Below are 26,653 nucleotides of genomic sequence, written 5' to 3'. Positions count from 1 at the left end.
CCGGATCGTGGTTTTTGCTGCTCCACGTGGCATCGAATAGTTGTTCGATAGTCTGCTGGTGTCCTCCGGGCCGCCGGTCGACAGGGAGCGACCGACCGGCTGCGGCCGGAGGGGTCGGAACGGGGCAGGGGAAGGGGAGAGAGGTGCCAGGCACATGGTGCGGCGCGTCGATGTGACCGGAGCGGGCGGCATACGGCTGGCCGCCTGGGAGTTCACCGATCCGCTCAAGGGCCCCGGGCCCGGGGGCGGCCCGGTGGCCACGGACGCGATGTCCTCGGGCCCGGCGGTCCCGGGTGGCATGGGCCCGGACGCGGCCGCGGCGTGGGAGCGGGCCGGGGGTACGGAGAAGCCCGAGGAGCCCGAGAGGCCGGAGAAGCCGGAGGGGGAGGCGGGCGGGGCGGGTGCTGTGCCCGGGGTCCTGCTGCTCCACGGACTGATGGGCCGCGCGTCCCACTGGGCCGCCACCGCCCGCTGGCTCTCCGGGGCCCACCGGGTCGTCGCCCTGGACCAGCGCGGCCACGGCCACAGCGACAAACCCGCCGAAGGACCCCGCGCCGGGGAGGTCCTCGCCGCCGACGCGGCGGCGGCGATCGAGGGTCTTGGCCTCGGCCCCGCCGTCGTGATCGGCCACGCCATGGGCGCGCTCACCGCCTGGCGGCTCGCCGCCGCCCGGCCGGAGCTGGTCCGGGCGCTGGTCCTCTGCGAGATGCGGGCCTCGGCCCTGGGGGCGGCGTCCCAGCGGGAGTGGGAGGCGTGGTTCGACTCCTGGCCGCTGCCGTTCACGACCCTCGCGGACGTCCGCCGCTGGTTCGGTGGAGAGGACCCGGTCCTCGAACGTCCCAACCCCGCCCGGGGCGAGTTCTTCGCCGAGGTGATGGCCGAACGGGAGGACGGCTGGCGGCCGGTCTTCTCCCGCCGCCAGATGCTCGCGGCCCGCTCCGGGTGGGCGCACGACGCCCACTGGGAGGAGCTGGCCCAGGTCCGCTGTCCCGCGCTGGTGCTCCGCGGCCTCGACGGCGAACTGGGGCGCGCCGAGGCCACGGAGATGGTGAGGGTGCTTCCGCGCGGGCAGTACGCGGAGGTGGACGGGGCCGGTCATCTCGTCCACCACGATCAGCCGGAGGGCTGGCGCGCGGCCGTGGAGCCCTTTCTCGCCGCGCTGCCCCCGCTGCACCCGGACCGCTGAGGGCCCTCAGGTCCGCGACGGCCGGGCCTCCGGCCCCCAAGGGTCTTCCCCCAAGGGTCTCCCGCCGAGGGCCTTCCCCCAGGGGTTCCCTTACGGGCCTTTGCTCAGGGGCCGTCCGCCGAGACCTTTGCCCCGAGGAACCGAGGCCCTTGCCCCGAGGAGCCGAGGAGCCGAGGGGCGGACGGGCGGACGGGCCGACGGGTCGGGGCCGTGTCCGATGCCCTGTGTCCGGTGCGCGGGGCGCCCGCGGTCCGGGGGCGGGAGTCCCACGGGGGACTCCCGCCGTTGCGGGGCCCGGCCCGCACAGGGCCCCGCCGTGCCGCCGGGCCCTGCCCGGCTCCGGTGGCACGGCCGTGCGCGGTGTCTCCGGGCCGGGGCCCCGGCCCGGAGACACCACCGGTGGAAACCGCCGCCGCCGGGGGAACGGCGGGGGGTCCACCGGGGTTGTCGTCCGGGGAGGCGCCCCGGCCGTCCGGCGCGTGCTCCTCCCGCCCCCGGCCGGCCGGCCGGGGGCGGCGGGCCGGGAGACCCGCCCGTCCACCCCGTTCAGCCTGTTCACAGGGGTGAGCGGGCCCAGCGGGCTCAGAAGGCGTAGAGCGCCCCGCCGCCGAGTGACGCGCCCATCTCGCACGCGTTGTTGAACGAGGCGGTCCAGTCCACGCGCACGCCGCGCCACACGCCGTGGGCGGTGACGGCGACCGGGTCGTACTGCCGCGTGCAGAGGACGCCCGCGAGCGTGGACGGCAGCGCGTTGAAGTCCCCGTTCACGGCGGTCAGCTCCCGGCAGGCGGCCCGGGGCGAGGGGTGGGTGCCCATGGCCCGGGGCTCACAGCTGAGGGTGACGGCGCGCTGGACGGCGGAGGTCTTCGGCTCCTCGCCCTTGCTGATGACGAGCACCAGCGCGGAGGGCGCGAACAGCCCCTTCGGGGCGGTGGTGGACGCCGGGGCCTTGGCTCCGGCGCTGGACCCGGACGCGAGCGGAAGCGCGGCCTGCGCGACGGAGGCGGACGCCTGCTGCGGCGCCGTCGCGGCATGGGCCGTACCCGCCGCCGCTCCACTCAGCACCAGTGCGGCGGAGACGGCGATCGTGCTGCGTACGGAACGCATGGGAGGAACTCCTTCAGTCTGAGGGTCGTTGCGCTGAAAAGTTTTGCGTAAAAGGGGGGTTGAGGCATCTTGATCACCACTTTCCGGCCGTCTGTGTCGCCGGAGGGCTGACCGAATGGTCGTTTGGGCTGATGGTGACGGCTGTCGGAGGGTGCGCCGACCCGTCCCGCGCGAGGGTGTTCTTCGCTGGTCCAGTCCAATTGTCATGGCCGACCTGCGGTGATGCAGGGGCGTTACGTTTCTTCGGTCATGACGCTTCGACGTGAAACAGTCGCCTGTAGGGGGCATCTGTCCCCGGTACGGCCGTTGACCCGGCCCCTCGAACCGCCCCGGCCGACCCGTCTGCCACCCGCGAAGCCGTCCGTTCCGGCCCCGGGAACGCCCGAGGGGGCCGCGTGCGCGCGGCCCCCTCAGTGGGATCGGTGACGTCCGTGACATCTGTGACATCTGTGGCGCTCGTGTCCGTCGTGCGTGCCCGTCGGGTCCGTGGCGGACGGCGGGGCTCAGCCCTTGCTGACCGCCGTCAGGATCTCCGGCAGCCGCCGTGCCGTCAGCGGCGCGGCGACCCGTACCCCGGCCCAGCCCAGCAGCGCCCCGTACACCGCCCCGAACGGCAGCACCAGCCAGAGCCGTTCGTGCCCGTCCGTCAGATGCAGCCAGATCGCGGTGCCGATCACCGGGGCGGACAGCACCGCGGCGGCCAGCATCCCGCCGAAGAACGACAGCCAGGCGATCCCGGCCTGCCCCGGGGCCACGCTCTTGTGGGCCTCCTCCTGCGGGATCGAGTACGGGTAGAGCGCCGAGGCCACCGCGCCGGTCGCCAGCAGCGCGCCCAGCACGGAGAACGAGACACCCGTCGCCGACGGCAGCACCGCCCAGTCGCCGAGCACCGCCGCCACCGCGACCATCACCACCACCGTGTACGGGAGGGTCACCAGCAGCAGCGCGTACGCCCGCGCCGCCAGCTCGGCCCGGGCGTCCCGGGCGGTGGAGAGGGTCTGGGCCACCATCCAGAAGGCCGAACCGTCCTGGCCGAACTGGTTGTACATCTGGATGCCCAGCATCCCCGCCGCGAACGTCGCCATGTAGAGCGAACCCGAGCCCTGCGCCGCGCTCGCGAGCGGCACGATCAGACCGAGCGCCAGCGAGGACACCCACGCCGTCTTCGTCTTCGGATGGCGCCACACATAGCGCAGGGTCCGCAGCATCACCGTGCCGGTGCGCCCCTCGGGCAGCAGCCGGGCCAGCGCGGAACCGCTCTCAGCGCGCTCCGGCCCGCTCTCGGCCGCCGCGAGCGTCGAGCCGTCCGGCGTGGTCATCAGCCGGGTCAGGCTCCGCTGCCACCACACCAGCAGCGCCGCGAGCACCAGCGCCGCCAGCGCGAGCTGGAGCACCGCGACGCCCGCGGCGCCCCGGCTCGCCGAGTCGATCGCGGACACCGCCGACGCGGGCGGCAGCCAGCGGACGACCTCGGCCGCGGGCTCCAGCGACGCGGCGCTCTCCTGCTCGCTGATCCTCACCACGCCGTAGTTGACCACCTGGGCGCCCACCGCGATCAGCAGACCGCCGAGCACCGCGAGGTCACGGCCCCGGCGGGAGACGAGCAGCCGGGTGTTGGCCGCCGTCACCGCCCGCGCCAGCGCGACGCACACCAGCAGCGTCAGCGGCACGGCGACCACCGCCACCAGCGCCGCGAACGCCCCGTGCGCCAGGGCGACGGCGGCGCCGACCGCGAGCACGAGCGTGAACGCGGGTCCGATGCCCACCAGCGAGGACGCCAGCAGCGCGGCGACCAGCGGCCGGGGCCGCAGCGGCAGCATCACCAGCCGGGTCGCGTCCAGCGTGTCGTCCCCGCTGTGGAAGAAGAGCGGCAGCACGGCCCAGCCGAGCGCCAGCAGACCCGTCATGAGGACCACCACGGTGGCGGCGTCGCCATGGCCGCGCAGCATGATCAGCCCAAGGAGCTGGAGGGCGGCGAAGAGCAGCGACAGCACCAGCGAGACGACGAAGACGGCGGTACGGCTGGACGACTGGCGCAGCCCGTTGCGCAGCAGCGAGAGCTTCAGCCGGACGAAGGTCGCGGTGAGCGCCCCTGTGTCCAGAGGTTCCTGCGGAGCGCTCCGCTCCACGGGGGCGTGCGCCGGGGCCTTCGGCACGCTCGACGTGCTCACCGCGCACCGCCGTCGGTGCCGTGCGTCCCGTCGGTGGCGCCGGTACCGGTGCCGCCCAGCCAGTCCAGGGAGGCGTGGTCGGTGCGCCCGCGCGCTCCGACCAGTTCGAGGAACGCCTCCTGGAGCGAGGCGGCGTCGCCCCGCACCTCGGCGAGCGGCCCCCGTGCCCGGATACGGCCGTCCGCCATCACGGCCACCCAGTCGCACAGCGACTCCACCAGCTCCATCACATGGCTGGAGAAGACGACCGTGGCGCCGGACGCCGTGTACCGCTCCAGGACCCCCCGGATCGTCTGTGCCGACACCGGGTCGACGCCTTCGAACGGCTCGTCCAGGAAGAGCACTTCCGGGTTGTGCAGCAGCGCCGCCGCGAGACCGATCTTCTTGCGCATACCGGTGGAGTAGTCGACGACCAGCTTGTGCTGCGCGCCCGCGAGGTCGAGCACGTCGAGGAGCTGGGTGGCCCGCTTGTCGACCTCGTCGCCGGGCAGCCCGCGCAGCCGTCCGCTGTAGGCGAGCAGCTCCCGTCCGGACAGCCGCTCGAAGAGCCGCAGCCCCTCCGGCAGCACACCGATGCGGGACTTGACCGCGACCGGGTCCCGCCAGACGTCGTGCCCGGCTATCTCCACCCGGCCCTGGTCGGGGCGGAGCAGCCCGGTCACCATGGACAGCGTGGTCGTCTTGCCCGCGCCGTTGGGGCCGACGAGGCCGATGAACCTGCCCGCGGGGAGGACGAGGTCGATCCCGGAGACGGCGATCTGATCGCCGAACCGTTTCCACAGCCCCTCCACGCGGACAGCGGGCGTGCCCTGTGCCGCTCCGCCCGCGTCCCGTCCTCCGTCCCCGGTGGCCCGGCCCTGCGCCATGGTGCTCCGCCTTTCGATGTCCCGTATCGCGCTGCCGGTCCCGGTCCTGGGAACGGCAGTACGGTCCACCCTATGCAGGCACCCTCCAGGGGCCCCGGGTACCGCGTGCGGGCCCGTGGCGCGGTGGGGGCCGCGCGGGCCGGGGCACCGTGCTGACCCGGGCCCGGGCGGCGGGTCCCGGGCCGTGCGACCCCGTGTCACGCTCACCGGTCCGGTGCCGCGGTCACCGGTCCGGTGTCACGGGCGTCGGCTCACGCAGTGGGCCCGGCCCCCGGTCTGTCGGCCCCGGTCACAGACCCCGGGCGCGGGCGTCCGCCGCGTCCCGGCCGCAGGCGTAGGCCAGCGGATTGATCAGTTCCTCGGCGTCCGGCAGCCAGCGGTTGGACTCCGTGGGCGGGCGCACCCACTGCACCGCGCCCCAGCCGCCGACCCGGGTCGGCGGGGCGGCGATGTAGTGGCCCTCGCCGCGCGCGATCAGATCGAGGGCGCTGGGGGACCAGCCCAGGCCGCGGATCAGATCGGGCAGCTTCGCCGACGCCCCCGGCAGGACGAAGAAGAACATCCGGCGGTCGGGGGTGCAGCTCACCGGGCCGAGCGGCAGCTCCATCCGCTCCAGCCTGGCCAGCGCGAGGAAGCCCGCCGACTCCGGGAGATCGAGCACGTCGAACGTCCGGCCGGTGGGCAGCAGGATGGACGCCTTGGGGTGCTTGCCCCACAGTCTGCGGGCGGCGGTGGCGCTGCCGGTCGCCTGGTTCGCCCAGTCCGCGCGGGTGGCGTGCGCGCCGGGCCGTTCGCATTCCGCGTCGCCGCAGGAGCAGTGCTCGCGGCCGTCGGCCGCCTCCAGCCAGGTGCCGGGAAAGACGTCCCAGTGCCGTTCTTCCGCGTACCGCACCGCGTGGTCCAGCAGCCCGCCGCCGCGCTGGCGCGGGATCTGCGCGGTTCCCGTGGCTCCGATGGTCTCTTCGACTCCGATGGTCTCTTCCACGTCCCTCTCAACTCTCGCCGTCACCTTGAGTTACGGGCACCCTACGGCCTGGCCCCCGATCATGATCTCGCATATGGGGCGCATCGATGCACGGACGGGGGCGCGTGCCGGGACGGGCCACGGCGGCGGGTAGCTACGTGTACAAGAGGGGCGAGATGTCGCCTGCGCCGGGGAGGGGTTCGTACGGCCGGGGCGGGCGGGTCCATCAGTAAGCACCTTGGAAAAAACAGACCAAGTCCGTCAATTCTGCATTCTCCGCTTATCAGCCGGGCAGTGATTCCCGTGTGGATCACCGCGGCTCAGGGGGTTTCTCATGGCAGCCAGGCCTCTCGTCGCCCGACAACCGAATGAACGGTTGCAGGCGCTCATCCAGGAAGCCGGGTGTTCCAACGCCGGGCTGGCCCGACGCGTCAACATGGTCGGTGCCGAACGGGGGTTGGACCTGCGGTACGACAAGACATCCGTCGCCCGCTGGCTGCGCGGACAGCAGCCGCGCGGCCGGGCCCCCGGCATCATCGCCGAGGCCCTGGGCCGCAAACTCGGCCGTACGGTCACGATCGACGAGATCGGCATGGCCAACGGCAAGAACCTCGCGTCCGGCGTGGGCCTCCAGTTCTCGCCGACCGTCCTCGGCGCGATCGAGCAGGTCTGTGAGTTGTGGCGGAGCGACGTCGGCCGCCGCGACTTCCTCTCCGGCGCCTCGGTCGCCGCGTCCGCGCTCGTCGAACCCAGCCGTGACTGGCTGATCACCGGCGCGGACACCCAGGTCGCGCGGACGGCGGGCGCCCGGGTCGGCGCGTCGGACGTGGAGGCGGTACGGGCGATGACCGCCGCCCTCACCGACCTCGACCACCGCTTCGGCAGCGGGCATGTCCGCCCGGTCGTCGTGCACTACCTCAACTCCGTGGTGTCCGGGCTGCTCTCCGGCTCGTACCGGGAGTCCGTCGGGCGTGAGCTGTTCGCGGCGGTCGCCCGGCTGACCGAGCTGGCGGGCTATATGGCCGTCGACACCGGACAGCCGGGGCTCGCCCAGCGCTACTACATCCAGGCGCTGCGGCTCGCCCAGGCCGCTGGGGACCGCGCGTACGGCGGCTATGTGCTCGCGGCGTCGATGAGCCATCTCGCGGCGCAGCTCGGCAACCCCCGGGAGATCGCCCAGCTCGCGCGGGCCGCGCAGGAGGGGGCGCGGGGGCATGTCACCCCCCGGGCCGAGGCCATGTTCTACGCCGCCGAGGCCCGCGGGCACGCCCTGCTCGGGGACGCCCGCACCTGCCAGACGGTGGCCGGGAAGGCGGGCGCCGCGCTGGAGCGGGCCGAGCCGGACACCGGCGACGACCCGGCGTGGATCGCCCACTTCGACCGCGCGTACCTCGCGGACGAACTCGCCCACTGCTATCGCGACCTGGGCCAGGCGGACGCGGCGGCGCAGCAGGCCGAGGGCGCGCTGGAGGGGCACCCGGAGTCCCGGGCCCGGCGGCGGGCGATCGGGATGGTGCTGCTCGCCTCCGCGCAGGTGCAGCAGCGGGAGGTGGAACAGGCGTGCCACACCGGCACGCGCGCGGTCGAACTGCTGGGCCGGCTGCGGTCGACCCGGGGCGCGGAGTATCTGGAGGACCTTCAGCAACGGCTGGAGCCGTACGCGGACGAACCGGCGGTCCGGGAGTTCGGGGCGAGGGTGGAGCTCCAGGCCGCGTGATCCCCCACGGGTGCCGGTGCGTCGGCGCACCGGCACCCGGGTCTTCCGGTACCCGGCCTCCTGGCCCGGCCCGTCGCCCCGGCCGCCGACTTCGCGTTCGGGCCTTCCGATACCTGGGTCCTCGGGTGCCGGGCCGTCCGAGCACCGTGTGTTCCGGCACGCACACCTCCGGCACCCCTGGCCCTTGTCTCTCCGGTGGGGGTCCGGTCCGCCGGTTCTTCGGTGCCGGTGTCTCCGGTCCGGGGCGTCTGGGGCGCGGGTCCTTCGGCTGTGGCTCCGGGGCCTGTGGCGCTCGCGGTCTCGCGGCACTGGGCGTTCCGGTCTGCTGACCCCGGTATCGGGCCCGCGGCCTGCTGGCCTCCGGCGCCGGTCCTGTCGACCTGCTGTTGCTCCGGTGGGGGTTCGGTCCGCCGGTTCTTCGGTGCCGGTGTCTTCGGCGCGGGGCGTCTGGGGCGCAGGTTCTTCCGGCTCTGGCTCCGGGGCTTGTGGCACCCGGCCTTCCGGCACCGGGGCCTCTGGTTCTGCCGGCGCTCCCGGACCGGGCTCTCCGGCGCCCCGTCCCCCGGTCCTCCGGCCACGGCTCCGGGTCTTCCGGCACCGCTGCCTCCTGTGCTCAGGAGTTCCGGCCCTGTCGGTCCTCCAACCCCCGGCCTTCCGGCACCGTCCGCTGCCTCTCGGCCGGGCACAAGGCCGTCCGGCACCCCGGCCGCCGCTCCGCCGACCACGGCCCCCCTGCACCGGCCCTCCGGCCCTCCGGCGATGGCTTCGGGCCTTCCGGCACCGGCTCTTCCGGCTCCGCCGACGCCGACGCCGACTCCGGCCCCGGTGTCCGGCCTTCCGGGATGCGGGTCCTTCCGGTGGGCACCGGCCACCGCCCCCGGGGGCGCGTGACCACCGTCACAGGGCCTGTCCCAGCAGGGACTTGAGGCATGCGGCGGGGCCCGGTTCCGCCCTGTGGCTACGGCGGCAGCCGGGGCACCCGGTAGCGTGACCCGACGGTTCCGTAGGTTCTGATGGAGGAGTTCCGGTGACGCACAGCGGCCAGGGTGAGGATCGGCGCCCCGCCGCCCGCCCCGCCCATGAGGGCGTGATCATCCCCTCCGACGGCTCCACTCCCTTCACCGCCCCGGAGGCGGAGGGCGACTGGTGGGCCGCGCCCGCCGAGGCCGCCCCGGAGGCACCGGCGCAGCCGTGGGCCCAGGGCCCGGAGTCCGTATCGGCCACCGGCCACGGCGTCCGTGCGCAGCCCCTCCCCCCGGCCCGTCCGCCGTACCCCCCGGGGCCGTACGGCGCGTCGGACGTCTTTGACGAGCCCCAGGCCGTTCCCCCGGTGGGCGCGGGACCCCTGCCGCCGCAGGACCCTGAAGCACCGGGCGGCGGCGCCGGGCATGTCCCCTGGGCCCCTGAGGCGCCGGACGCCGGGTCGGGTGCGTGGCCCGTTCCGCCGGTGCCGGGGACGGGGTCCCGCCGCAGGCGTGGAGCGTCCGGTGGCGGCCGGGAGTTTCCGCCGCTCGGCGCGGGGACGGTGCCCGCGTCGGCGCCGTGGGCGTCCGGCGGGCCGGATGGCGCGGACGCCACCCAGGTGATTCCGCCGGTCGCCGGTGCCGCGGGCGACCCGACGCGGGCGATCCGGCCGCCGGGCCCCGGGCCGGGGCCCGGCACCGGGCGGCGGCGCAGGCCGGGACCGGCCGGGGACCGCGCCCCCGGCGTCCCGGACGACGCGACGCAGGTGATCCCGCCGGTGGGCGCGCAGACCCCCTGGGCATCCGCGTCGGACGCGACCCAGGTCATTCCCCCGGTGGGCGCGGGACCGCTGCCGCCGCAGACGGCCGCCGCCGGGGACCCCACGCAGGTGATTCCGCCGGTGCGGGCCACCGGGGCCGGTGCGCTGCCGCCCGAGCGGCCCGCCCAGGACCCGGCGACCCGGATCATGCCGCCGGTGCCTGCCGGGCCGTCCGTGCCGCCGCCCCCCACGGGCGCCCCCTACGGCATCAGGCCCGGTGCCCCGGGGGACCACTCGGCACCCGCCGACGACCGCGGCACACCCGCCGAGTTCGACAATCTCTTCCGCGGCTCCGCCGCAGCCGCACCGCGCCCGCCGCAGCCGCCCGCCGCCCCGCCGTCCCGGCGCGCCCCCGGTGCCGGAAGCGGCTCACGGCGCCGCGCCCGCCCCGCCCGGGAGCGCAGGCCGGTGGGCGTGCCCGTCATCGCGGCGGTCGTCGTCGGCTGCGCGGTGCTGGGCCTCGGCGTCGGCGCCGCGCTCTTCGGCGGCGGAGGCGGCGGGGACAAGGACAAGAGCCCCGGCGGTGACCGTTCCGCCGTCTCCCCGTCCGCGCCGGGCCCGGACGGACCGGCGGGCGCCGCGCCCGACCGGACCCCCGCCCAGGACTCGGCCCGCCCGCAGGCCCGGGAACTCGACCGGCTGCTCGCCGACAGCAACGACAGCCGCGCCGCCGTGATCCGCTCGGTCGAGAACATCAAACGGTGCACGGCCCTCCCGCAGGCGGCGGCGGACCTCCGGGGCGCGGCCGAACAGCGCCGCGGCCTCGTCACCCGGCTCGACGGGCTGACCGTGGACCGGCTGCCCGGACACCGGGAGCTGACCCGGTCGCTGGCGGCGGCGTGGGAGGCGTCGGCCGAGGCCGACGACCACTACGCGGCCTGGGCGGACCAGGCGGCGCGCCCCAAGGGCTGCAAGAAGGACAAGGCCCGTCCCACCGGCCGGACCGCCCGGGGCAACGCGGCCAGCGGCAGGGCGACCGAGGCCAAGAAGGAGGCTTCGGAGCGGTGGAACCCGATCGCGGCACGGTACGGACTCACCGCGCGCGGCGGCGACCAGCTCTGACGGCTCCGACCCCGCCCCGCCGCGAGCCGCGCGGCACCCGCGTACGTACCGCACCCGACGCACCGCGCCCCCGTACGCACCGCACCCACGTACGCACCCCACCCGTTACCCGTTGCCTCCGCCCCCGTCACATCCGCACGGACTCCGTCAGCGGATCGCGCACATCCACGAATCCCTCCCGCTGCGCCACCAGCCGCCCCTCCCGCACCACCTGGAACGTCACCCGCAGATTGACGATCCGGGGGAAGTCCGGCGCGCCGAACATGTCGTCGAACTCCCAGCGCAGCTCGGGCGTGAGCCCGCCGGTGCTCACGCGCAGCCCGCCGTCGAGGGCGCGGGTGATGTCCCCGGGGCCGATCTCCCCGCCGTCCAGCGACTCGACGACCTCGCGCAGCGCGGTGTACGCGATCCAGGTCGTCTGCACGCCCACGTCCGCCGGGTCGATCCGGTCGTCCCCGAAGGCGTACTCGTCGATGACCCGGCGCATCTCGCCCCACCGGCTGTCGCCCGCGTCCGGGTACCACCCGGTGATGAACGCTCCCTCGAACGGGCCGTTCCGCCCGCCGGTGCGGTTGATGAGCGGCTGCCCCACGCTGCCGATCACCGAGGAGACCCTGACCCGAGGACCCTCGGCGGGCAGCCGCCGGAAGGAGTCGAAGAAGGTCTCGGTCCGGTCGCCGAGCGCGGCGGTGACACAGCCGGGCCGGGAGCCGTCGCCGCTTCTGCCCGCCCCGGCGGTGCGGCGGGCCTCGTCGGCCGCGTCCGTGTACTCGGTGGCGTCGTCGGGCGCGAGGACGTCGGTGGTCTCGTTCCCCGCCTCCGCGAGCCCCGCGTTCAGCAGCGGCGCGAGCTGGTCCCCGGCGAGCGAGTCGGGCCGTACCAGCGCGACCTTCCCGCAGACGTCCGCGAGCTGTACGCCGTGCCCCGCGAGCAGCGTGGCCTGTCCGCCGTTCACCGGGTACGAGAGGAAGCTGCCGAACTCGTCCTTCGAGAGTCCGAAGCCCCCGATGAAGGGGATGCCGGCGACCTCCAGCGGGGACATGAAGGCATGGCCGTGCTGGCTGTACGAGCCGACGACGGCGTCCACCTTCTCCTCGATCGCCTGCCGGGCGCAGGCGCCCGCGCCCCGGGCGGTGTTCCGCTCGTTGCAGGTGATGACGCGCAGCTCCCGGCCGCCCAGGCCGCCCTGGTCGTTCACCCAGCGGGCATAGGCATGGGCCATGGCGGGCATTCCCGGCATATTCGTCGACGAGGTCTTCTCCGGGGCGAAGGTCATCACCGTCACGGGCGCCTCGCCGCCGCCGGAGCCGGGGAGCAGACCGCAGCCGGAGACCAGCAGCGCCCCGGCCGCCGCGGTGACCACGGGCAGCGCGCGCAGGGCCCGCAGCGCGCGGAACGGGGCCGGGACCGGGGCCGGGGGTACAGGGGGTCGGGAGGGGCAGGAGGGGTACGAACGTCGCCTTCCACTCATGGGCCCTCACATTTCCGCTACCCGGGTAACGGGGGAGTGTGCGTTCTCCAACGAGGAGTGTCGGGCAGGTGAATTGCGGGAGCCCGCCCCCCGTTCCGTACGGTCCGCGACGCCGGTTCTGGACCGCCCTGTCCGGAGTGTCGGTGGCGGAACGTACGATCGAGGGCGTGCAGCAGCAGCAAGGACCCGGTCCCTCTTCCCGTCGCGGCCGTCGCTCCTCCACCATGGGCGGTATGCCGCTCAATGACATGCCCTGGTGGCGCTGGCGCGCGCAGGTGCGCTCCGCGCTGCACATGCTCTCGGACCCCGTCTTCCACCAGGAGACCTGGCTCCCCGGGGTGGAGGGGTACGGGGATGTGACCGACGCCGTCTACCGCCTGGTGGAGGACACCTGGCTGGACAACTGGTCCGCCGAGAAGTACGTCGGCACGGTCTTCCGTGACTCGAACGAGGCGGCGCTGGTGGATGTGGCGGTGCTGCGGGTGCTGCGGATCATGCACCAGGTGGGCGCGGACGCCCCCGTGTCGGAGTTCATGGCCCACCACGCCTGGCCGGAGGCGGTGCGCGCCTGCCGGGACGCCCATGCCCGGCTGGCGGCCAACGACGGCGAGGACCCGGAGACCCCGCCCCGCTCCCTCGATGTGCTGCGGATCATGACACGTTCCGGTTGACACCCGTCCCCCGGCCGGTCCGGTGGGCGGACGCGTTCCGCCCCCGGCGCCACCGGTGTGGCACCCTACGGGGATGACCGACCAGTACGTCCTGACGCTCTCCTGCCCCGACAAGCAGGGCATCGTGCACGCGGTGTCCAGCTACCTCTTCATCACGGGATGCAATATCGAGGACAGCAAGCAGTTCGGGGACCAGGACACAGGTCTGTTCTTCATGCGGGTCCAGTTCTCGGCCGAGGAGCCGGTGACCCTGGAGAAGCTGCGGGCCAGCTTCGCCGCCGTCGGCGACGCCTTCCAGATGGACTGGCGGATCAACCGCGCGGACGAGCCGATGCGCATCGTGCTCATGGTCAGCAAGTTCGGTCACTGCCTCAATGACCTGCTCTTCCGCGCCCGGATCGGCGCACTGCCGGTGGAGATCGCCGCCGTGGTCTCCAACCACCGGGAGTTCGAGGAGCTGGCCGGCTCGTACCACATCCCGTTCCACCACATCCCGGTCACCAAGGAGAACAAGCCGGAGGCGGAGGCGCGCCTCCTGGAGCTGGTGCGCGCGGAGAACGTGGAGCTGGTGGTGCTCGCCCGCTATATGCAGGTGCTGTCGGACGACCTCTGCAAGGAGCTGAGCGGGCGGATCATCAATATCCACCACTCCTTCCTGCCGAGCTTCAAGGGCGCGCGGCCCTACCACCAGGCGCACGCCCGGGGTGTGAAACTGATCGGCGCGACCGCGCACTATGTGACGGCCGACCTCGACGAGGGCCCGATCATCGAGCAGGAGGTCGAGCGGGTGGGGCACGGGCTCTCCCCGGAACAGCTCGTGGCGGTGGGCCGCGATGTGGAGTGCCAGGCGCTGGCACGGGCGGTGAAGTGGCACGCCGAGCACCGGATTCTGCTCAACGGACGCCGTACGGTCGTCTTCGACTGACACGGCTCCGCGGGCCGACGGGCGGCCGCCCGGTCCGGCCGACGGGTGGCGGGGGCGTGCGGGCCCCCGCCACCCGTCCCCTCTTCCCGCTCTTCTTCCTCATGGCGCTGCGTGGCGCCTCGTGCCGTCGCGTGTCGTCGCCGCGGGCCGTTCTCCGCGCGTCACATCCGGCTGAGCGACGCGGCGGCGAAGAGCACGTCCCGGATCGCCTGCCGGTCCCCGTCCTGTCCGGCGGCGGCCTCGTCGGGCGGCACATGCCCGGCGACGAGCTGGCAGAACTCGATCCGGTCCAGCGCCACCTGCGCCACGGTGTGGTCGGGGGAGCCCAGCGCCGCCGGTGAGTCGAGCGGGATGTACCAGTTGCCGCCGCCCGCGCCCTCGATCTCCAGATGGAGCGAGCGGCCCGGCGATCCGGCGCTCACCAGGTGTCTCGCCGGTCCCGCCCGCCCGGAACGGCGCCGTCCGGCGAGCGCGGCGGGCAGCAGCCGCATCGCGAGGTCGATCATCCGGTGCAGATGGGAGCCCCGGGGCGGCTCATAGGGATAGTCCACGGCGTCCGCGATGTCGTCGGCGTGTATCCAGCACTCGAAGGCGCGGTCCAGCAGGGAGTCCCGCAGCGGCAGCGAGAAGTCGCTGTAGGAGATGGACAGCTCGGCGACCTCGCGGCCCGCGAAGGACACCGTGCGGATCAGCGTGTGGCTCTGGTCCCGCCAGGGGTCGTGGACCTCGCTCGCGACGGGGAAGCTCTCGCCCCGCCAGAACTTCTCGGTCCGTTCCACCGGTGCGCACGGGGCGTCCCGGCCGAGCGGGTCATCGAGCCCCAGCGCCCCGGCGACCAGCCCGTCCATGGTCATCAGATGGCCGATGGCCCCGGCGACCGTGGTGGTGCGGGAGACCTGCTCGTCCGACTCGAACCAGCGCAGCCGCACCGGGCGGTTCCACTCCGCTTCGCCTATGTCCCGCAGCAGCGCGTCCAGCCGGGCCGTCTCGGCATCGTACGGAGCGGCCCAGTCCGGTACGGGGATGCGGGCGGGGCGGCGGCCGAGGCAGTTCTCCAGGACCCGGAAGCGCAGCAGCGGATCGAGGTCGAGATCCCGTTCGGTGTGCAGCAGCCCGACCGCGTCCCGCAGCCGCAGCGCCTCGTCCGCGCAGGGAGCGCACTCGCCGAGATGGGCCTCGACGGCGGCGCTCTCCTCGGGCGAGCAGGCGGACAGCGCCCACGCGCCCAGGAAGGACTTGAGCACGCTGTGGGTGTCGTCGTCGCCGTCGTGGGGACCGCGGGCGCTGGGGACGGGGGGTACTGCGGGCATATCGGCCTCGGACGGGACGGTCCCGGACTCGGGCCCGCGGTGCGCGGGCGGGGGAGTGGCCGGGGGTGGTTGCGGATCGAGATCGTCGGCGGCGGTGCGGGGCGCCGGTATCCGCGGCCGGGCGCGCCCGGTGCTGTCGGCGCCGCCGGGGCCGGTGGTGCCGGCCCCCGTTCCGGTGTCGGGACGTTCGTCACCGGGCCGCCGCTCCTCGCCCGGCCCGGGGCCGTGGGGCACGCCGTTCACCACGGCCGCCCGTATCCCGGGGGCGAGGAACCCTCCAGCGGCCTGGCGTGCGCGGTGGACAGCAACTGGAGGCCGAGCCGCAGCCTGCGCCGGGCCTCGTCCTCGCTCACCCCGAGGTCCCGGGCGGTCTCGCGGTAGTCCCTGCGCTGGTGGTAGGCGAGTTCCAGCGCGGCCCGCAGCGGGGCGGGCATCGAGGTGACGATGTAGTCGGCGCGGGCCGCCACCGTCGCCCGGCGGACCTTCAGCTCCAGCTCTTCCCGCTCCTCCGGCGAGCCGCTGCCGTCGGCGAGCGCCGCCGCCTCGGTCTGCCGCAGCCGGTGGACGGCCTGGCTGTTGGTGAGCTTGGCGACCCAGGAACGCATCGAGCCCTGCTTGGGGTCGTAGGCGTCGGGGTTCTCCCAGACATAGCCGAACACCTCACGGGTGACCTGGTCGGCGGCTTCCTCGTCGTCGAGCACCCGATGGGCCAGCATGTGCACGAGCGAGGCGAACCTGTCGTACAGCTCACCGAGCGCGGCGGCCTCGCCCCGCGCCAGCCGCTGCTGCATCTTCCGGTCCCAGCGCGGCGCTGCGTCCTTTGCCATCCGGCCCCCAAGCCTCGTGGTGCGTCCTGCCTCTGCCGCGGGACGCGTCCGCGTGTGCCGGCGTGCATCCCGTGGTCTCCGTACTCCTGGTGCTCCCCTGCCGCTTCCTCGTATCCCTCGTGGTCCTCGTATCCCGTGTCCCCTCCCCGGTGAATGTAATGCGCACGGCCGTTCCGCACGCCCCTTTGCATCAAGTGCGCCCCCCGGGGAAGGCCGAGATGGTAAGGGGCTCTGTGTGGCTCAAGGAGACCGCGGCGGGCATGCGATGGGATGCGGGGAAGCGCCGGACGCGGTGGAGACGAATGCGACGAGGAGGTCGGGTGTGACCCTCATGGTGAACGAGTCCCGGCACGGCCCGTGGACCGTACTGCACATCCGGGGCGAGCTGGATCTGCTGTCCTCGCCGGAGGTGCGCCGCCAGGTGCACGCGGCGGTGGCGGCGGGCCGCCGCGATGTGGTGCTCGACCTGACGGATGTCGTCTTCTGCGACTCCAGCGGGGTCGGGGTGCTGATCGCGGCCCGGCGGCTGCTGAACTCCTGCGGGGGCCGGCTCCGTCTCGTCCTGCCCGCGCGGCGCCCGGCGGACGGCTCGCATGTGCGGCGGGTCCTCGGCGCGCTCGGTGTCCGCCGTCTCTTCGAGGTGTACGGGGATGTCACGGCGGCCACCGGGGAGGGGCCGGGGCAGCGGCCGGGGCGGCTGACGGCGTGACGGCCCACCAAGCCGGATACCGGTTTTGACGCCGAGCCCGATACCGGTTCCGACGCTGAGCCCGATACCGGTTCTGACGCTGAGCCGGACGCCGGTCCTGGGGGTGCCCCGGGGAGCGCCCCCAGGGGGATCTATCGGACGATTCCCCCTCGTTCGCTGGTACTTGCACGGGTAAGCGGCAGCTGGCCTTACGCTCCCCGCATGGACAGCGCAGAGTACGAGCGCACGATCGCGTCTCGTTTCGCCGCCTTTGACCAGGACGGCAATGGCTACATCGACCGTGAGGACTTCAGCGGCGCCGCCGCCGCGCTCCTCGCGGAGTTCTCCGTCACCGCCCGCTGCGAGCGGGGCCAGGCCCTGTACAGCGGGGCGGAGGCGTTCTGGCAGGGCATGGCGGGCATCGCCGATGTGGACGGGGACCAGCGGGTGTCCCGGCAGGAGTTCGTCACCGGCGCGGTGAAACGGCTCCGCGACAACCCGGGGCGGTTCGCCGGGATCGCCCGTCCCTTCCTGCACGCGGTCATGGCCGTGGCCGATCCCGACGGCACGGGCCTCACCCCGGCCTCGGCGGCCCGCGCCCTCACGGTTCTCGGCGTCGCCCAGGACCGCGCCGCCGAGGCCGCCCGCGCGCTCGACCGCGACGGCGACGGCCGCATCGGCGAGGAGGACGTACTCGCGGCGCTCGCGTCCTACTACGTGACCCCCGAACACCCCTGACCCCCCTGCCCCGCCCGCCCCGGGCGGGGCCCCGTCCCCGCACACCGGCCCACCCCCTCAGTCTCGTACGCCCCCACCCGCCCCCATGCCCCGAACGGCCCCGGTACGCGCGGTCCACCCGAACGTGTGCCGCGCCCGGCTCCGCTGACCGGCGGGGTCCGCGGTGCGGGGGCGGACCTCACCGGGTCCGGACGCGGACGGGACCCGCCCGTTCGAGCGGTGGGCGGGTCCCGTCGGGTGGGGGCGGAGGGTGCGGCTCAGAACTGGACGTCGGAGCAGGCGTAGAAGGCGTTGCCCGTGTCCGCGATCGTCCAGACGGCGAGGATCAGGTGCTTGCCCGTCTTACGGGGAAGGGTGCCGGAGTGGCTCAGGCTCTCGGGCGGCTGGCCCCGGTAGGGGACGACGAGGAAGGGCTGGGACTCCAGGGCGGCGCGGGTCAGCCGCTGGGAGGGGTTGTAGCCGTCCTTGGTGATGTAGTAGCGGAAGTCGGTCGTGGAGTGGCGTGCGGTGAAGCGCCAGGTGAAGTTCTGCGCGGAGCCACCGCTGACCCGGGTGGCGGGCCAGGCTCCGCCGCGCGGGTCGTCCAGTTCGGAGAAGCGGCTGTTGCCGCCCGCGCAGATGGTGCCGTCGGCGGGGCCCGCGGCCGGGAACCCCTTGAGACCTTCGACGCTCTGCGGTTCCCAGACGATCGAACCGCAGTTCGCCACCGTGCGGTTGGCACACAGCTTCTGGCGGCTGGTCACCGGGGAGTCGGTGTAGCCGTGGCCCTGGGCGCTGCCGGTCATCGCGAAGAGCGAGGTGCCCGTGATGCCGAGGCCGATGAGTAAAGAGGTCAGTTTTCTGCGCATGCTTCGCTCCGTTGTGGGGGGAGCCGTGGGGACGGCTCGAAGGACGGACGAGCTGCGGTCTAGACCAAGTCCGAGAGTAGACCTGCCATGTAGGCGTGTCCACAGCAAGTGCAGAATCGGCCGCGCTCTCTTCCACCCCCGGCTCCCCGGACGGGCGTTGAACGGGCCCGGGCAGGCGCCGGACGAGCCCCGGACAGGCGGCCGGACGAGGGTCTGGGCGAGGACGTGGACGCGGCCCGTGAGCGCGCGGCGTCCCGGCCCGCCGCGCTCAGGCGAAGCGCTCCCGCAGCCGGTACTTCAGCACCTTGCGCAGGGCCTCGTTCCGCGGCAGCTCGTCCAGGACTTCGAGCTGTTCGGGGAGTTTGTGCGGGGCCAGGCCCTGGGACCGCAGATGGGACACCACCGCCTGAAGGGTCAGCGGCGCCGCGCCCGGGGGCTGTTCGACCACCGCGCAGACGCGTTCGCCCCGGACGGGGTCGGGCAGCCCGATCACGGCGGAGTCGGCCACCCCGGGGTGGGTGTGCAGCAGGTCCTCGATCTCCTTGGCCGAGATGGTCTCGCCCTTGCGGATGATGATGTCCTTGCGGCGGCCGGTGAGCACGAGATGGCCGCTCGGGGTGAGCCGCCCCAGGTCGCCCGTGCGCAGGAAGCCCTCCTCGTCGAACGCCTCGGCGGTGTGGGCCGGGTCGAGATACCCCTGGCAGACGGCCTCCCCGCGGAGCCGGATCTCGTCGTCCACGATCCGGATCTCCATGCCGTCCGGCGGGCGTCCCTCCGTGGTGGCGAGCTGTTCCGCGGTGTCCTCGGGGGAGCCCATCGTGATCATGGGCACCTCGGTCATGCCGTAGCCGTGGGTCAGCTCGCACCCCAGCTCCCGCACCACCGCGTGGTACAGCTCCGGCGGCTTGGGCGCGCCGCCGCCCGCGAGCAGCCGGAGGGCCGGGAGGATCGGGCGCTCGGGCCGCTTGCGCTGTTCGGCCAGGAAGAGCGTGTAGAAGGCGGTGGAGCCGCCCGCCATGGTCACCCCGTGCCTGCGGTACTCGGCCAGCGCCCCGGGGAGCGCGAAGCTCTCGAAGAGGACCACCGGGAACCCGTGCAGGAGCTGCATCACCAGATAGTCCGCGCCGCCGATGTGGGCGAACGGGAAGGCGACCGAGCCCACGTCGTCCCGGGTGAGCCGCAGGGCGCCCGCGAGGGTGGTGCCCCCGGCGATCAGTGAACGGTCCGTGTGCAGCACGCCCTTGGGGTCCGACGTGGTGCCGGAGGTCCAGTAGATCCAGCGGACCTGGGTCCCGGAGGCGGGCGGCGGGGGCAGGGTGGCGGGATCGCCCTCCGGCAGCTCCGTGTACGCCTCGAAGAGGCCCGCCGCCCCGATCCGCCGGGCCATCGCGGTGTGGTCGAACCCCCGCCATGCGCCGGGCACCGCGAAGAACTCCGCCCGCGCGGTGCGCAGCGCGAAGGACACCTCCCGGTCGCGGCAGTACGGGATCACCGGCGACTGGATCGCGCCGATCCGGGCGAGGGCGAGCATGAGCAGGACGGTCTCGATCCGGGTGGGGAGCTGCCAGGCCACCACCGTCCCCGGCCGCACCCCGCGCCCGTGCAGCCCGGCGGCGACCCGTTCGGCCCGGTCGTGCAGCTCCGCGAAGGTCAGCTCCCGGTCCCCCTGGAGGAGCGCGGTCCGCTCCGGCGAGGCCGCGGCCCGGCCGCGGAGCAGTTCCCAGAGGGTGGGGGAGCCGGAGAGCGCGTGCGCGGTCGTGTTCATGTCCGTACGCCTCCACAGAAAGAACTGATGCGGTGTCAGACAGAGCGACGAGAGCCTAGGTCCGCCCCGCTTGTCGGTCCAGGGGTGCGCGGCTAGCCTGCGTCCGAACGTATCTGACGAAGCGTCAGATCAACGGGAGCGGGCGAAGGGGACACCATGGCTGAACTCCCTCGGATCGTCAGCGTCGACGACCATGTCATCGAACCGGCCCATCTCTTCGAGACCTGGCTCCCGGCCCGGTACCGCGCCCGGGGCCCGCAGCCGCTCACGGCGGGCATCGGACAGCTCGCCTACATCGGCGGCAAGTACCGGATCACGATGGACCCCGAGGGGCCGCCCACGGACTGGTGGATCTACGAGGACCTGCGGTTCCCGTACAAGCGGAACATCGCGGCCGTCGGCTTCGACCGGGACGAGATGACCCTGGAGGGGATCACCCGGGCCGAGATGCGGCCCGGCTGCTGGGACCCGGCCGAGCGGCTGAAGGACATGGACCTCAACCATGTCGAGGCGTCGCTCTGCTTCCCCACCTTCCCCCGCTTCTGCGGCCAGACCTTCGCCGAGGCGCACGACAAGGAGGTCGCTCTCGCCTGTGTCCGCGCCTACAACGACTGGATGGTCGAGGAGTGGTGCGGCGACAGCGGCGGCCGGCTCGTCCCGCTGTGTCTCATCCCGCTCTGGGACGTCGGTCTCGCGGTCGCCGAGATCGAACGGAACGCGGCCCGCGGGGTGCGGGCCGTGACCTTCTCCGAGATCCCCACCCACCTCGGCCTGCCCTCCATCCACTCCGGCCACTGGGACCCCTTCTTCGCGGTCTGCGCGGAGACCGGCACCGTCGTCAACATGCACATCGGGTCCTCCTCGCAGATGCCCGCCGCGTCCCCCGACGCCCCGCCCGCCGTGCAGGCGTCGCTGAGCTTCAACAACGCGATGGCCTCGATGATGGACTTCCTCTTCAGCGGGGTCCTGGTGCGGTTCCCCGCGCTGCGGCTCGCCTACAGCGAGGGCCAGATGGGGTGGATTCCGTACGCCCTGGAACGCGCCGACGACGTATGGCGGGAGCACCGCGCCTGGGGCGGGGTGCGGGACATCGTCCCCGAGCCGCCGTCCTCCTACTACTACCGGCAGATCTACTGCTGCTTCTTCCGCGACCGGCACGGCATCGCCGCGCTGGACGCCGTCGGCCGGGACAACGCCACCTTCGAGACCGACTATCCGCATGTCGACTCGACCTTCCCGCACACCAAGGAGATCGCCCTCGACCATGTCCGGGGGCTCGACGAGGAGACCGTCTACAAGCTCATGCGCGGCAACGCCATCCGGATGCTCGGCCTCGACCTGGACCGGGACCGCGACCGCGACCAGAACCGGGACCGCGACGGTGGCCGTGCGGCGACCCGGACCCCGGGGCGCTGATGGACCTCGCCCCGACCGAGGAGGAAGAGGAGTTCCGCGCCGGGCTGCGGGACTGGCTCGCCCGCACCCTGCCCACGCTGCCCCCGCCGCCGTCGCCCGCCGACTGGCCCGGCCGCCGCGCGTACGACACCGCCTGGCAGCGGCTGCTGTACGACGCCGGATACGCCGGGCTCCACTGGTCCGCGTCCCCCGCCCGGCGGCTGATCTTCCTGGAGGAGACGGAGCTGGCCAGGGCCCCCTACGTCGGCGCCAACTTCGTCGGTCTGCTGCACGCCGGGCCCACCATCATCGCCGAGGGGACGGCGGAACAGCGGGCGCGCTGGCTCGATCCGATCCTGCGCGGGGACGAGATCTGGTGCCAGGGATTCAGCGAGCCCGGCGCCGGATCGGACCTCGCCTCGCTGCGGACCCGGGCCGTCCGCGACGGCGACACCTACCGCGTCACCGGCTCCAAGATCTGGACCTCCCACGCCGAGGTCGCCGACTGGTGCGAACTGCTCGTCCGCACCGGCCCCGCCATCGGCACCGGCACGGACACCGCCCGCCACCGGGGCATCACCTGGCTCGCCCTGCCCATGGACGCGCCGGGGGTGACGGTACGGCCGCTGCGGACACTCGCCGGGTCCGCCGAGTTCGCCGAGGTCTTCCTCGACGAGGTGCCCGTCCCCGTGTCCCATCGCGTCGGCGCCGAGAACGACGGCTGGCGCGTCACCATGGTCACCCTCTCCTTCGAACGCGGCACCGCCTTCGCCGGGGAGGTCGTCGCCTGCCGCCGCACCCTCGCGGAGCTGGCCCGGACGGCCCGCGCGAACGGCCGCTGGGACGACCCCGTGCTGCGCCGCGCGCTCGGCAGGCTGGCCGCCGAGTTCACCGCGCTGTGGCGGCTCGTCCAGGCGAACGTGAGCGAGGCGCAGCACTCCGGCGGCGTCCCCGGCAGCGGCGGCTCGGTGCTGAAGCTGCGCTACTCGCAGGCCCGGCAGGAGCTGTACGAGACGGCGGCGCAGGTGCTCGGGGACGAGGCGCTGGACCTGGACGGCCCCTGGACGTCCGAGCGGCTCTCCTCGCTCGCGTACACCATCGCCGCCGGTACCTCGCAGATCCAGCGGAACATCATCGCCGAGCGCGTCCTCGGCCTTCCGAAGGGCGGCTGACGGTGGACTTCAGGCTCGGCGCCGAGCAGCGGGCGCTGTGCGCCGACACCCGGCGGCTCCTCGCCCGGCTGTGGCCCGGGGACGCCCCCGGGCGGGCCGCCGCGCTGCCCGCGCCCGTGCTGGACCGGGAGGTGTGGCGGGCCCTGGGCGAGGCCGGGTTCTTCGCGCTGCGGCTCCCCGAGGAGGCGGGCGGCGCGGGCCTCGGTCTGCTGGAGGCGGTGCTCGTCTTCACCGAGGCGGGACGGGTGCTGCTGCCCGGGCCGCTGGTCGGGACCCATCTCGCGGCGGGCGCGCTGCCGGGTGCCGCCCGGGGCGAACAGGCCGTGGCCTGGCTGGACGGGGAGCTGGTGGCCTGGCTGGACGCGGCGGACGGGGTCTGGTGCCGCGGGGCCCCCGCCCCGGCGGCGGCGGTGCGTGCCGGGGCCGTGCCGCTGCGGTCGGTCGATCCGCTCACCCCGCTCCACCGGGTGCCCACGCGGACCCCCGGCCCGTACGACGCGGTGGGGGCGCTGCTCACGGCGGCGGAGCAACTCGGCAGCGCGGAGCGCACGCTGGCGCTGGCGGTCCGCCACGCCCGGGAGCGGGAGCAGTTCGGCCGCCCCATCGGTGCCTTCCAGGCGGTCAAACATCTGTGCGCCGACGCACTCGTACGGACGGAACTGGCACGCGGCGCCCTCCACGCCGCCGCCGTCCTCGCCGGGCCCGCCACGGCCGCCGCGTCCGGTTCCGCCGGCCTCGCGGGCCCGGCCGGGGCCGACCCGGTCGCCGTCGCCGGGGCCAAGCTCCTCGCCGACGACGCCGCCGTGCGCAACGCCCGCGACTGTCTCCAGGTATACGGCGGGATGGGCTTCACCTGGGAGGCCGAGGTGCATCTGCATCTGAAGAGGGCCTGGGTACGGGCCCGGGCGCGGCCCACGGCGGCGCAGGCCGAGGAGGTCTGCGCGGAGGCGCTGGACACCGGCTGAGGAGGAGTCCGGGACCGGCCGGGCGCGGTGGCGGGACCCGTCCGCCCGGCCGGGGGCGCCCGGCTCGTACCGGGCGCCCGGGTCCGCGCGGAGCGCCCGGACCCGCGCCGGGGCGTGCCCCCGGTGCTCCGGGCGGACGGGCGAACGCCGTTTTGGTCACTGTGCGTCGATATTGACCTGTGTCCTTCGCCCGGTGCCCGCGCCCTGTTCCCGGGGCCGGTCTCCGGTACGCTGCGTGAGATGCGAGTCGTATCGAGACCGCTGGCCAGGCGGTCCACGAGCCCCTGTTCGACTCTTCGCGACAGGCGTCGCACAGGATGCGCGACGGGTACTCCTTCGCGTTGGAATATGCCTGAAGCGCTTGTAGCGGTGACTGTACGTCAACCATGCTGGGGGAGAGCGGGGTCACGTTCGGTGATCCGGCCGGGGATGACGACGGCCCGGTCCCGGGCGGCGGTCCCCGCGATGATCCAGTCGAGGCGCGAGGCGAAGTGTCCGCCGGTTCGGATGGTGTGAGCGGTGCAGCAGCTCCTGGTTCAGTTGGAAGTCGGACCTGAGCCCTCAGAGGTGGGGCGGGCCCGGAGATGGGCCCGGTCGCGGCTGGCCGGGTCCGGTATAGAGGACGGTGAGCCCCTGGCCGAGACCCTGATCCTGCTCATCTCGGAGCTGGTCACCAACGCGGTGGTGCACACCGGGTGCCCGGCCGTGCTGCGGATGCTCTTCGGCGGCGGCGCGATCGAGGCCCAGACGGTGCGGGTGGAGGTCGCCGACCGCAGCGCCCGACCGCCCCGGCAGCGGCACGCGGGCGGCGAGGACACCAATGGGCGGGGTCTGGAGCTGGTCGCGGGCCTCTCCGACCGCTGGGGCTGGCGGCCCGAGGGCGCCGGGAAGTCGATCTGGTGCGAGGTGGACCGGGAGCAGCCGGAGGAGGCCGTCTGCGGGCGGGGCGCCTCCCGCGGCCCGGTGGCCACCCGGGGCTGAGCCCCGGCCCGGTGGCCGCCCGGCCGGGCCCGGGCTCCGGGGCGCCCCCGCGCCCTAGAGAACGGCGACCGGCGCGACCGGCGACCCCGTGGCCCCGGCGAACGGCTCGGGCGCGGCACAGAGCAGAAAGCTGTGCCGCCCCTCCTCCGCACAGACCGCGGACAGCCCCTCCAGGTTCCAGTTCTGCCCCTGGAGCATTCCCATCTCGACGAGGTGGAGCCCGTGCACGGGCAGCCACAGCCCCTCGATCTCCGGGGGGACGATCTCGAACGGCAGGGTGTCCGTGGCCACCGCCGCGATGTCGCGCGCGTGGAACCACTCGGGCGTCCGGATCGAGAGCCCCGGCGCCGGGAAGCCGTAGCCGTCCCGGTCCCCGTCGAGCCAGCTCCGCATCTGCCCGGTCCGGACGAGCACGACGTCCCCGGCCACGGGGGACAGCCGGCCGAACTCGGCGGCCTCGTCCAGGTCCTCCGGTGTCACCGCGTGGTCGGCGGGCAGCCGGTCGAGCCCCTTCGCGCGGGCCACGTCGAGCAGCACCCCCCGGGAGACGAGATACGGGACGCGGTCGATGCCGCCGTGCGCCGCGCCCTCGTGCACGGTGACGCTCGCGGCGGGGCGGCCGTTGTAGAGGGTGCCGGAGTGGGACGCATGGGCCAGGGCGTCCCAGTGGGTGGCCGCCTGGAGTCCCATGGTGACGACGTCGTCGCTGAAGGCGACGTTCCCCGGGCCGAAGGTCTCCTGGTTGATCTGGGTCATCGTGTGCAGCGGATTGATCCGGCCGGGGATGATCCCCGTCTGCACCCCGTTCTGCCGCAGCGGCAGCGCGAGCGGCACCCGGCGGCCGCGGCGCACCTGCGCGGCGGCCCCGCGCACCACCTCGTCGGTGATCAGGTTGAGGGTGCCCAGCTCGTCACCGTCCCCCCAGCGGCCCCAGTTGTTGACGCGCCGGGCGATCTCGTGGAACTCCGGTGGCAGGGGCATCGGGAACGGACCTCCCGGGGCTTGTCTTCTGGTGGTGGCCTGGCCTTCAATCTAACGGTCCGTCAGAAAATGCGGGAAGGGGCCGGTGTGGGGAACTTCTTGGCAGACAGGGTCGTCGCCGTCACCGGCGCGGGCCGGGGCATCGGGCGGGCGGTGGCGCTGGCCGCGGCGGCGGAGGGCGCCCGGGTCGTCGTCAACGACCACGGGGTCTCCGTCGACGGCGCCGCGCCCTCCTCCGAACCGGCCCGGGCGGTCGTCCAGGAGATCGTGGACGCGGGCGGCACGGCCGTCGCGGTCGCCGACGACATCTCCACCATGGCGGGCGGTCAGCGGGTCGTGGACACCGCCGTCGACACCTACGGACGGCTCGACGGGGCCGTCTGCGGCGCGGGAATCCTGCGCGAGCGGATGCTCTTCAACATGTCCGAGGAGGAGTGGGACCCGGTGGTCGCCACCCATCTGAAGGGCACGTTCACCGTCTTCCGGGCGGCCTCCGCGCAGATGCGCCGACAGCGCTCCGGCACCCTCATCGGCTTCACCAGCGGCAACCACCAGGGCTCCGTCGCCCAGGCCAACTACGCGGCGGCCAAGGGCGGCATCATCTCGCTCGTCCGCAGCGCGGCGCTCGGACTGCACAAGTACGGGGTGACGGCGAACGCGGTCGCCCCCGTGGCCCGTACCCGGATGTCGGCCGGGGTGCCGATGGAGCTGACGGAGATCGGCGAACCGGAGGACGTGGCCCCGCTCGTCGTCTATCTGCTCTCCGACCGCGCCCGCGCGATCACCGGCCAGGTGTACACCGTCGCCGGTCCCAAGATCGCCGTCTGGGCCCAGCCGAGGGAGCTGCGCGCGGCGTACGCGCAGGGCGGCGCCTGGACACCGGAGACCATCGCGGACTTCCTCCCCGGGACGGTGGGCACCGACCCGATGCCCCTGCTCGCCCGGCTGGAGGAGATGGCCCGCGCGGCGGCCTCGGGGGAGCGGCCGAACGCGTGAGCACGCGGGACGCGTGCCCGGCGGACCGGACCGGGCGGGCGGTGACCTTGTACGGAGTACGGAG

Annotated in this window: 22 protein-coding genes; 12 read left to right on the top strand and 10 right to left on the bottom strand. The window is 74.1% G+C overall.

Features of this window, described 5'->3' with window-relative positions; all coding sequences use genetic code 11:
- The first annotated feature begins 154 nt into the window (after positions 1–154).
- Entirely contained in the window at positions 155–1,186 is a 1,032-nt protein-coding gene (locus CRV15_RS11425; RefSeq protein ID WP_003961391.1) for an alpha/beta fold hydrolase, read from the top strand.
- 582 nt (positions 1,187–1,768) lie between these two features.
- On the opposite strand, the gene CRV15_RS11420 is transcribed toward CRV15_RS11425, so the two are convergent.
- From CRV15_RS11420 to CRV15_RS11405, 4 genes are all read right to left on the bottom strand, one after another.
- Positions 1,769–2,293, bottom strand: coding sequence for a subtilase-type protease inhibitor (locus tag CRV15_RS11420; RefSeq protein WP_003961392.1), 525 nt, complete (start codon positions 2,291–2,293; stop codon positions 1,769–1,771).
- Positions 2,294–2,796: 503 nt separating this feature from the next.
- The gene (locus tag CRV15_RS11415; protein WP_003961393.1) at positions 2,797–4,464 is read right to left on the bottom strand and encodes a hypothetical protein; all 1,668 of its coding nucleotides are present in this window, start codon (positions 4,462–4,464) and stop codon (positions 2,797–2,799) included.
- A complete protein-coding gene (locus tag CRV15_RS11410) occupies positions 4,461–5,330 on the bottom strand; it encodes an ABC transporter ATP-binding protein (protein ID WP_003953367.1) in 870 nt (289 codons plus the stop codon). The genes CRV15_RS11415 and CRV15_RS11410 overlap by 4 nt, the downstream gene beginning before the upstream one ends.
- Before the next feature lie 289 nt (positions 5,331–5,619).
- Positions 5,620–6,315, bottom strand: a complete 696-nt coding sequence (locus CRV15_RS11405; protein WP_003953366.1) for a bifunctional DNA primase/polymerase — start codon at positions 6,313–6,315, stop codon at positions 5,620–5,622.
- Positions 6,316–6,628: 313 nt separating this feature from the next.
- On the opposite strand from CRV15_RS11405, the gene CRV15_RS11400 reads away from it, so the two are divergent.
- Together CRV15_RS11400 and CRV15_RS11395 are read left to right on the top strand one after the other, a co-directional pair.
- Positions 6,629–8,011 (top strand): NsdA family TPR-like regulatory protein, encoded by a 1,383-nt coding sequence (locus tag CRV15_RS11400; RefSeq protein WP_003953365.1) that lies wholly within the window; start codon positions 6,629–6,631, stop codon positions 8,009–8,011.
- Between the two features lie 1,027 nt (positions 8,012–9,038).
- Positions 9,039–10,856 (top strand): hypothetical protein, encoded by a 1,818-nt coding sequence (locus CRV15_RS11395; protein ID WP_003961395.1) that lies wholly within the window; start codon positions 9,039–9,041, stop codon positions 10,854–10,856.
- A 127-nt stretch (positions 10,857–10,983) separates the two neighbouring features.
- Here CRV15_RS11395 and CRV15_RS11390 read toward each other — a convergent pair whose 3' ends face one another.
- Positions 10,984–12,327 (bottom strand): ABC transporter substrate-binding protein, encoded by a 1,344-nt coding sequence (locus CRV15_RS11390; RefSeq protein ID WP_003961396.1) that lies wholly within the window; start codon positions 12,325–12,327, stop codon positions 10,984–10,986.
- Between the two features lie 224 nt (positions 12,328–12,551).
- Between CRV15_RS11390 and CRV15_RS11385 the strand changes: the two genes are divergently transcribed.
- Together CRV15_RS11385 and purU are read left to right on the top strand one after the other, a co-directional pair.
- Positions 12,552–12,998, top strand: a complete 447-nt coding sequence (locus CRV15_RS11385; RefSeq protein ID WP_003961397.1) for an SCO4402 family protein — start codon at positions 12,552–12,554, stop codon at positions 12,996–12,998.
- 73 nt (positions 12,999–13,071) lie between these two features.
- Positions 13,072–13,923: a formyltetrahydrofolate deformylase gene (gene purU / locus CRV15_RS11380; protein WP_003961398.1), complete on the top strand. Its 852-nt coding sequence runs from the start codon at positions 13,072–13,074 to the stop codon at positions 13,921–13,923.
- A gap of 161 nt (positions 13,924–14,084) precedes the next feature.
- On the opposite strand, the gene CRV15_RS11375 is transcribed toward purU, so the two are convergent.
- Entirely contained in the window at positions 14,085–15,476 is a 1,392-nt protein-coding gene (locus CRV15_RS11375; protein WP_003961399.1) for a zf-HC2 domain-containing protein, read from the bottom strand.
- Positions 15,473–16,060: a sigma-70 family RNA polymerase sigma factor gene (locus tag CRV15_RS11370; RefSeq protein ID WP_003953356.1), complete on the bottom strand. Its 588-nt coding sequence runs from the start codon at positions 16,058–16,060 to the stop codon at positions 15,473–15,475. Before CRV15_RS11370 ends, CRV15_RS11375 begins: the two co-directional genes overlap by 4 nt.
- Before the next feature lie 322 nt (positions 16,061–16,382).
- On the opposite strand from CRV15_RS11370, the gene CRV15_RS11365 reads away from it, so the two are divergent.
- Complete coding sequence (locus CRV15_RS11365) at positions 16,383–16,769, top strand: STAS domain-containing protein (protein WP_009997233.1); 387 nt, start codon at positions 16,383–16,385, stop codon at positions 16,767–16,769.
- 201 nt (positions 16,770–16,970) lie between these two features.
- Positions 16,971–17,486 (top strand): EF-hand domain-containing protein, encoded by a 516-nt coding sequence (locus CRV15_RS11360; RefSeq protein WP_003953353.1) that lies wholly within the window; start codon positions 16,971–16,973, stop codon positions 17,484–17,486.
- A 257-nt stretch (positions 17,487–17,743) separates the two neighbouring features.
- Here the strand turns inward: CRV15_RS11360 and CRV15_RS11355 are convergent, their stop codons facing one another.
- On the bottom strand, positions 17,744–18,334 hold the full coding sequence (locus CRV15_RS11355) for a lytic polysaccharide monooxygenase auxiliary activity family 9 protein (RefSeq protein WP_003953352.1): 591 nt from the start codon (positions 18,332–18,334) through the stop codon (positions 17,744–17,746).
- A 268-nt stretch (positions 18,335–18,602) separates the two neighbouring features.
- A complete protein-coding gene (locus CRV15_RS11350) occupies positions 18,603–20,099 on the bottom strand; it encodes a class I adenylate-forming enzyme family protein (RefSeq protein WP_003953351.1) in 1,497 nt (498 codons plus the stop codon).
- A 156-nt stretch (positions 20,100–20,255) separates the two neighbouring features.
- Between CRV15_RS11350 and CRV15_RS11345 the strand changes: the two genes are divergently transcribed.
- The 4 genes from CRV15_RS11345 to CRV15_RS11330 all read left to right on the top strand — a co-directional run bounded on the left by CRV15_RS11345 (position 20,256) and on the right by CRV15_RS11330 (position 24,612).
- On the top strand, positions 20,256–21,515 hold the full coding sequence (locus CRV15_RS11345; protein ID WP_003953350.1) for an amidohydrolase family protein: 1,260 nt from the start codon (positions 20,256–20,258) through the stop codon (positions 21,513–21,515).
- Complete coding sequence (locus CRV15_RS11340) at positions 21,515–22,666, top strand: acyl-CoA dehydrogenase family protein (RefSeq protein ID WP_003961401.1); 1,152 nt, start codon at positions 21,515–21,517, stop codon at positions 22,664–22,666. Before CRV15_RS11345 ends, CRV15_RS11340 begins: the two co-directional genes overlap by 1 nt.
- A 2-nt stretch (positions 22,667–22,668) precedes the next feature.
- Positions 22,669–23,631: an acyl-CoA dehydrogenase family protein gene (locus CRV15_RS11335; protein ID WP_003961402.1), complete on the top strand. Its 963-nt coding sequence runs from the start codon at positions 22,669–22,671 to the stop codon at positions 23,629–23,631.
- 519 nt (positions 23,632–24,150) lie between these two features.
- Positions 24,151–24,612: an ATP-binding protein gene (locus CRV15_RS11330; protein WP_003953346.1), complete on the top strand. Its 462-nt coding sequence runs from the start codon at positions 24,151–24,153 to the stop codon at positions 24,610–24,612.
- 54 nt (positions 24,613–24,666) lie between these two features.
- Here the strand turns inward: CRV15_RS11330 and CRV15_RS11325 are convergent, their stop codons facing one another.
- Positions 24,667–25,593 (bottom strand): cyclase family protein, encoded by a 927-nt coding sequence (locus tag CRV15_RS11325; protein ID WP_003953345.1) that lies wholly within the window; start codon positions 25,591–25,593, stop codon positions 24,667–24,669.
- A gap of 87 nt (positions 25,594–25,680) precedes the next feature.
- On the opposite strand from CRV15_RS11325, the gene CRV15_RS11320 reads away from it, so the two are divergent.
- Positions 25,681–26,589, top strand: a complete 909-nt coding sequence (locus CRV15_RS11320) for an SDR family oxidoreductase (RefSeq protein WP_009997235.1) — start codon at positions 25,681–25,683, stop codon at positions 26,587–26,589.
- The last annotated feature ends 64 nt before the right edge of the window (positions 26,590–26,653 follow it).

The organism is Streptomyces clavuligerus (assembly GCF_005519465.1).
GTDB lineage: Bacteria > Actinomycetota > Actinomycetes > Streptomycetales > Streptomycetaceae > Streptomyces > Streptomyces clavuligerus.
This window is presented reverse-complemented; position numbering and strand designations above follow the sequence as displayed.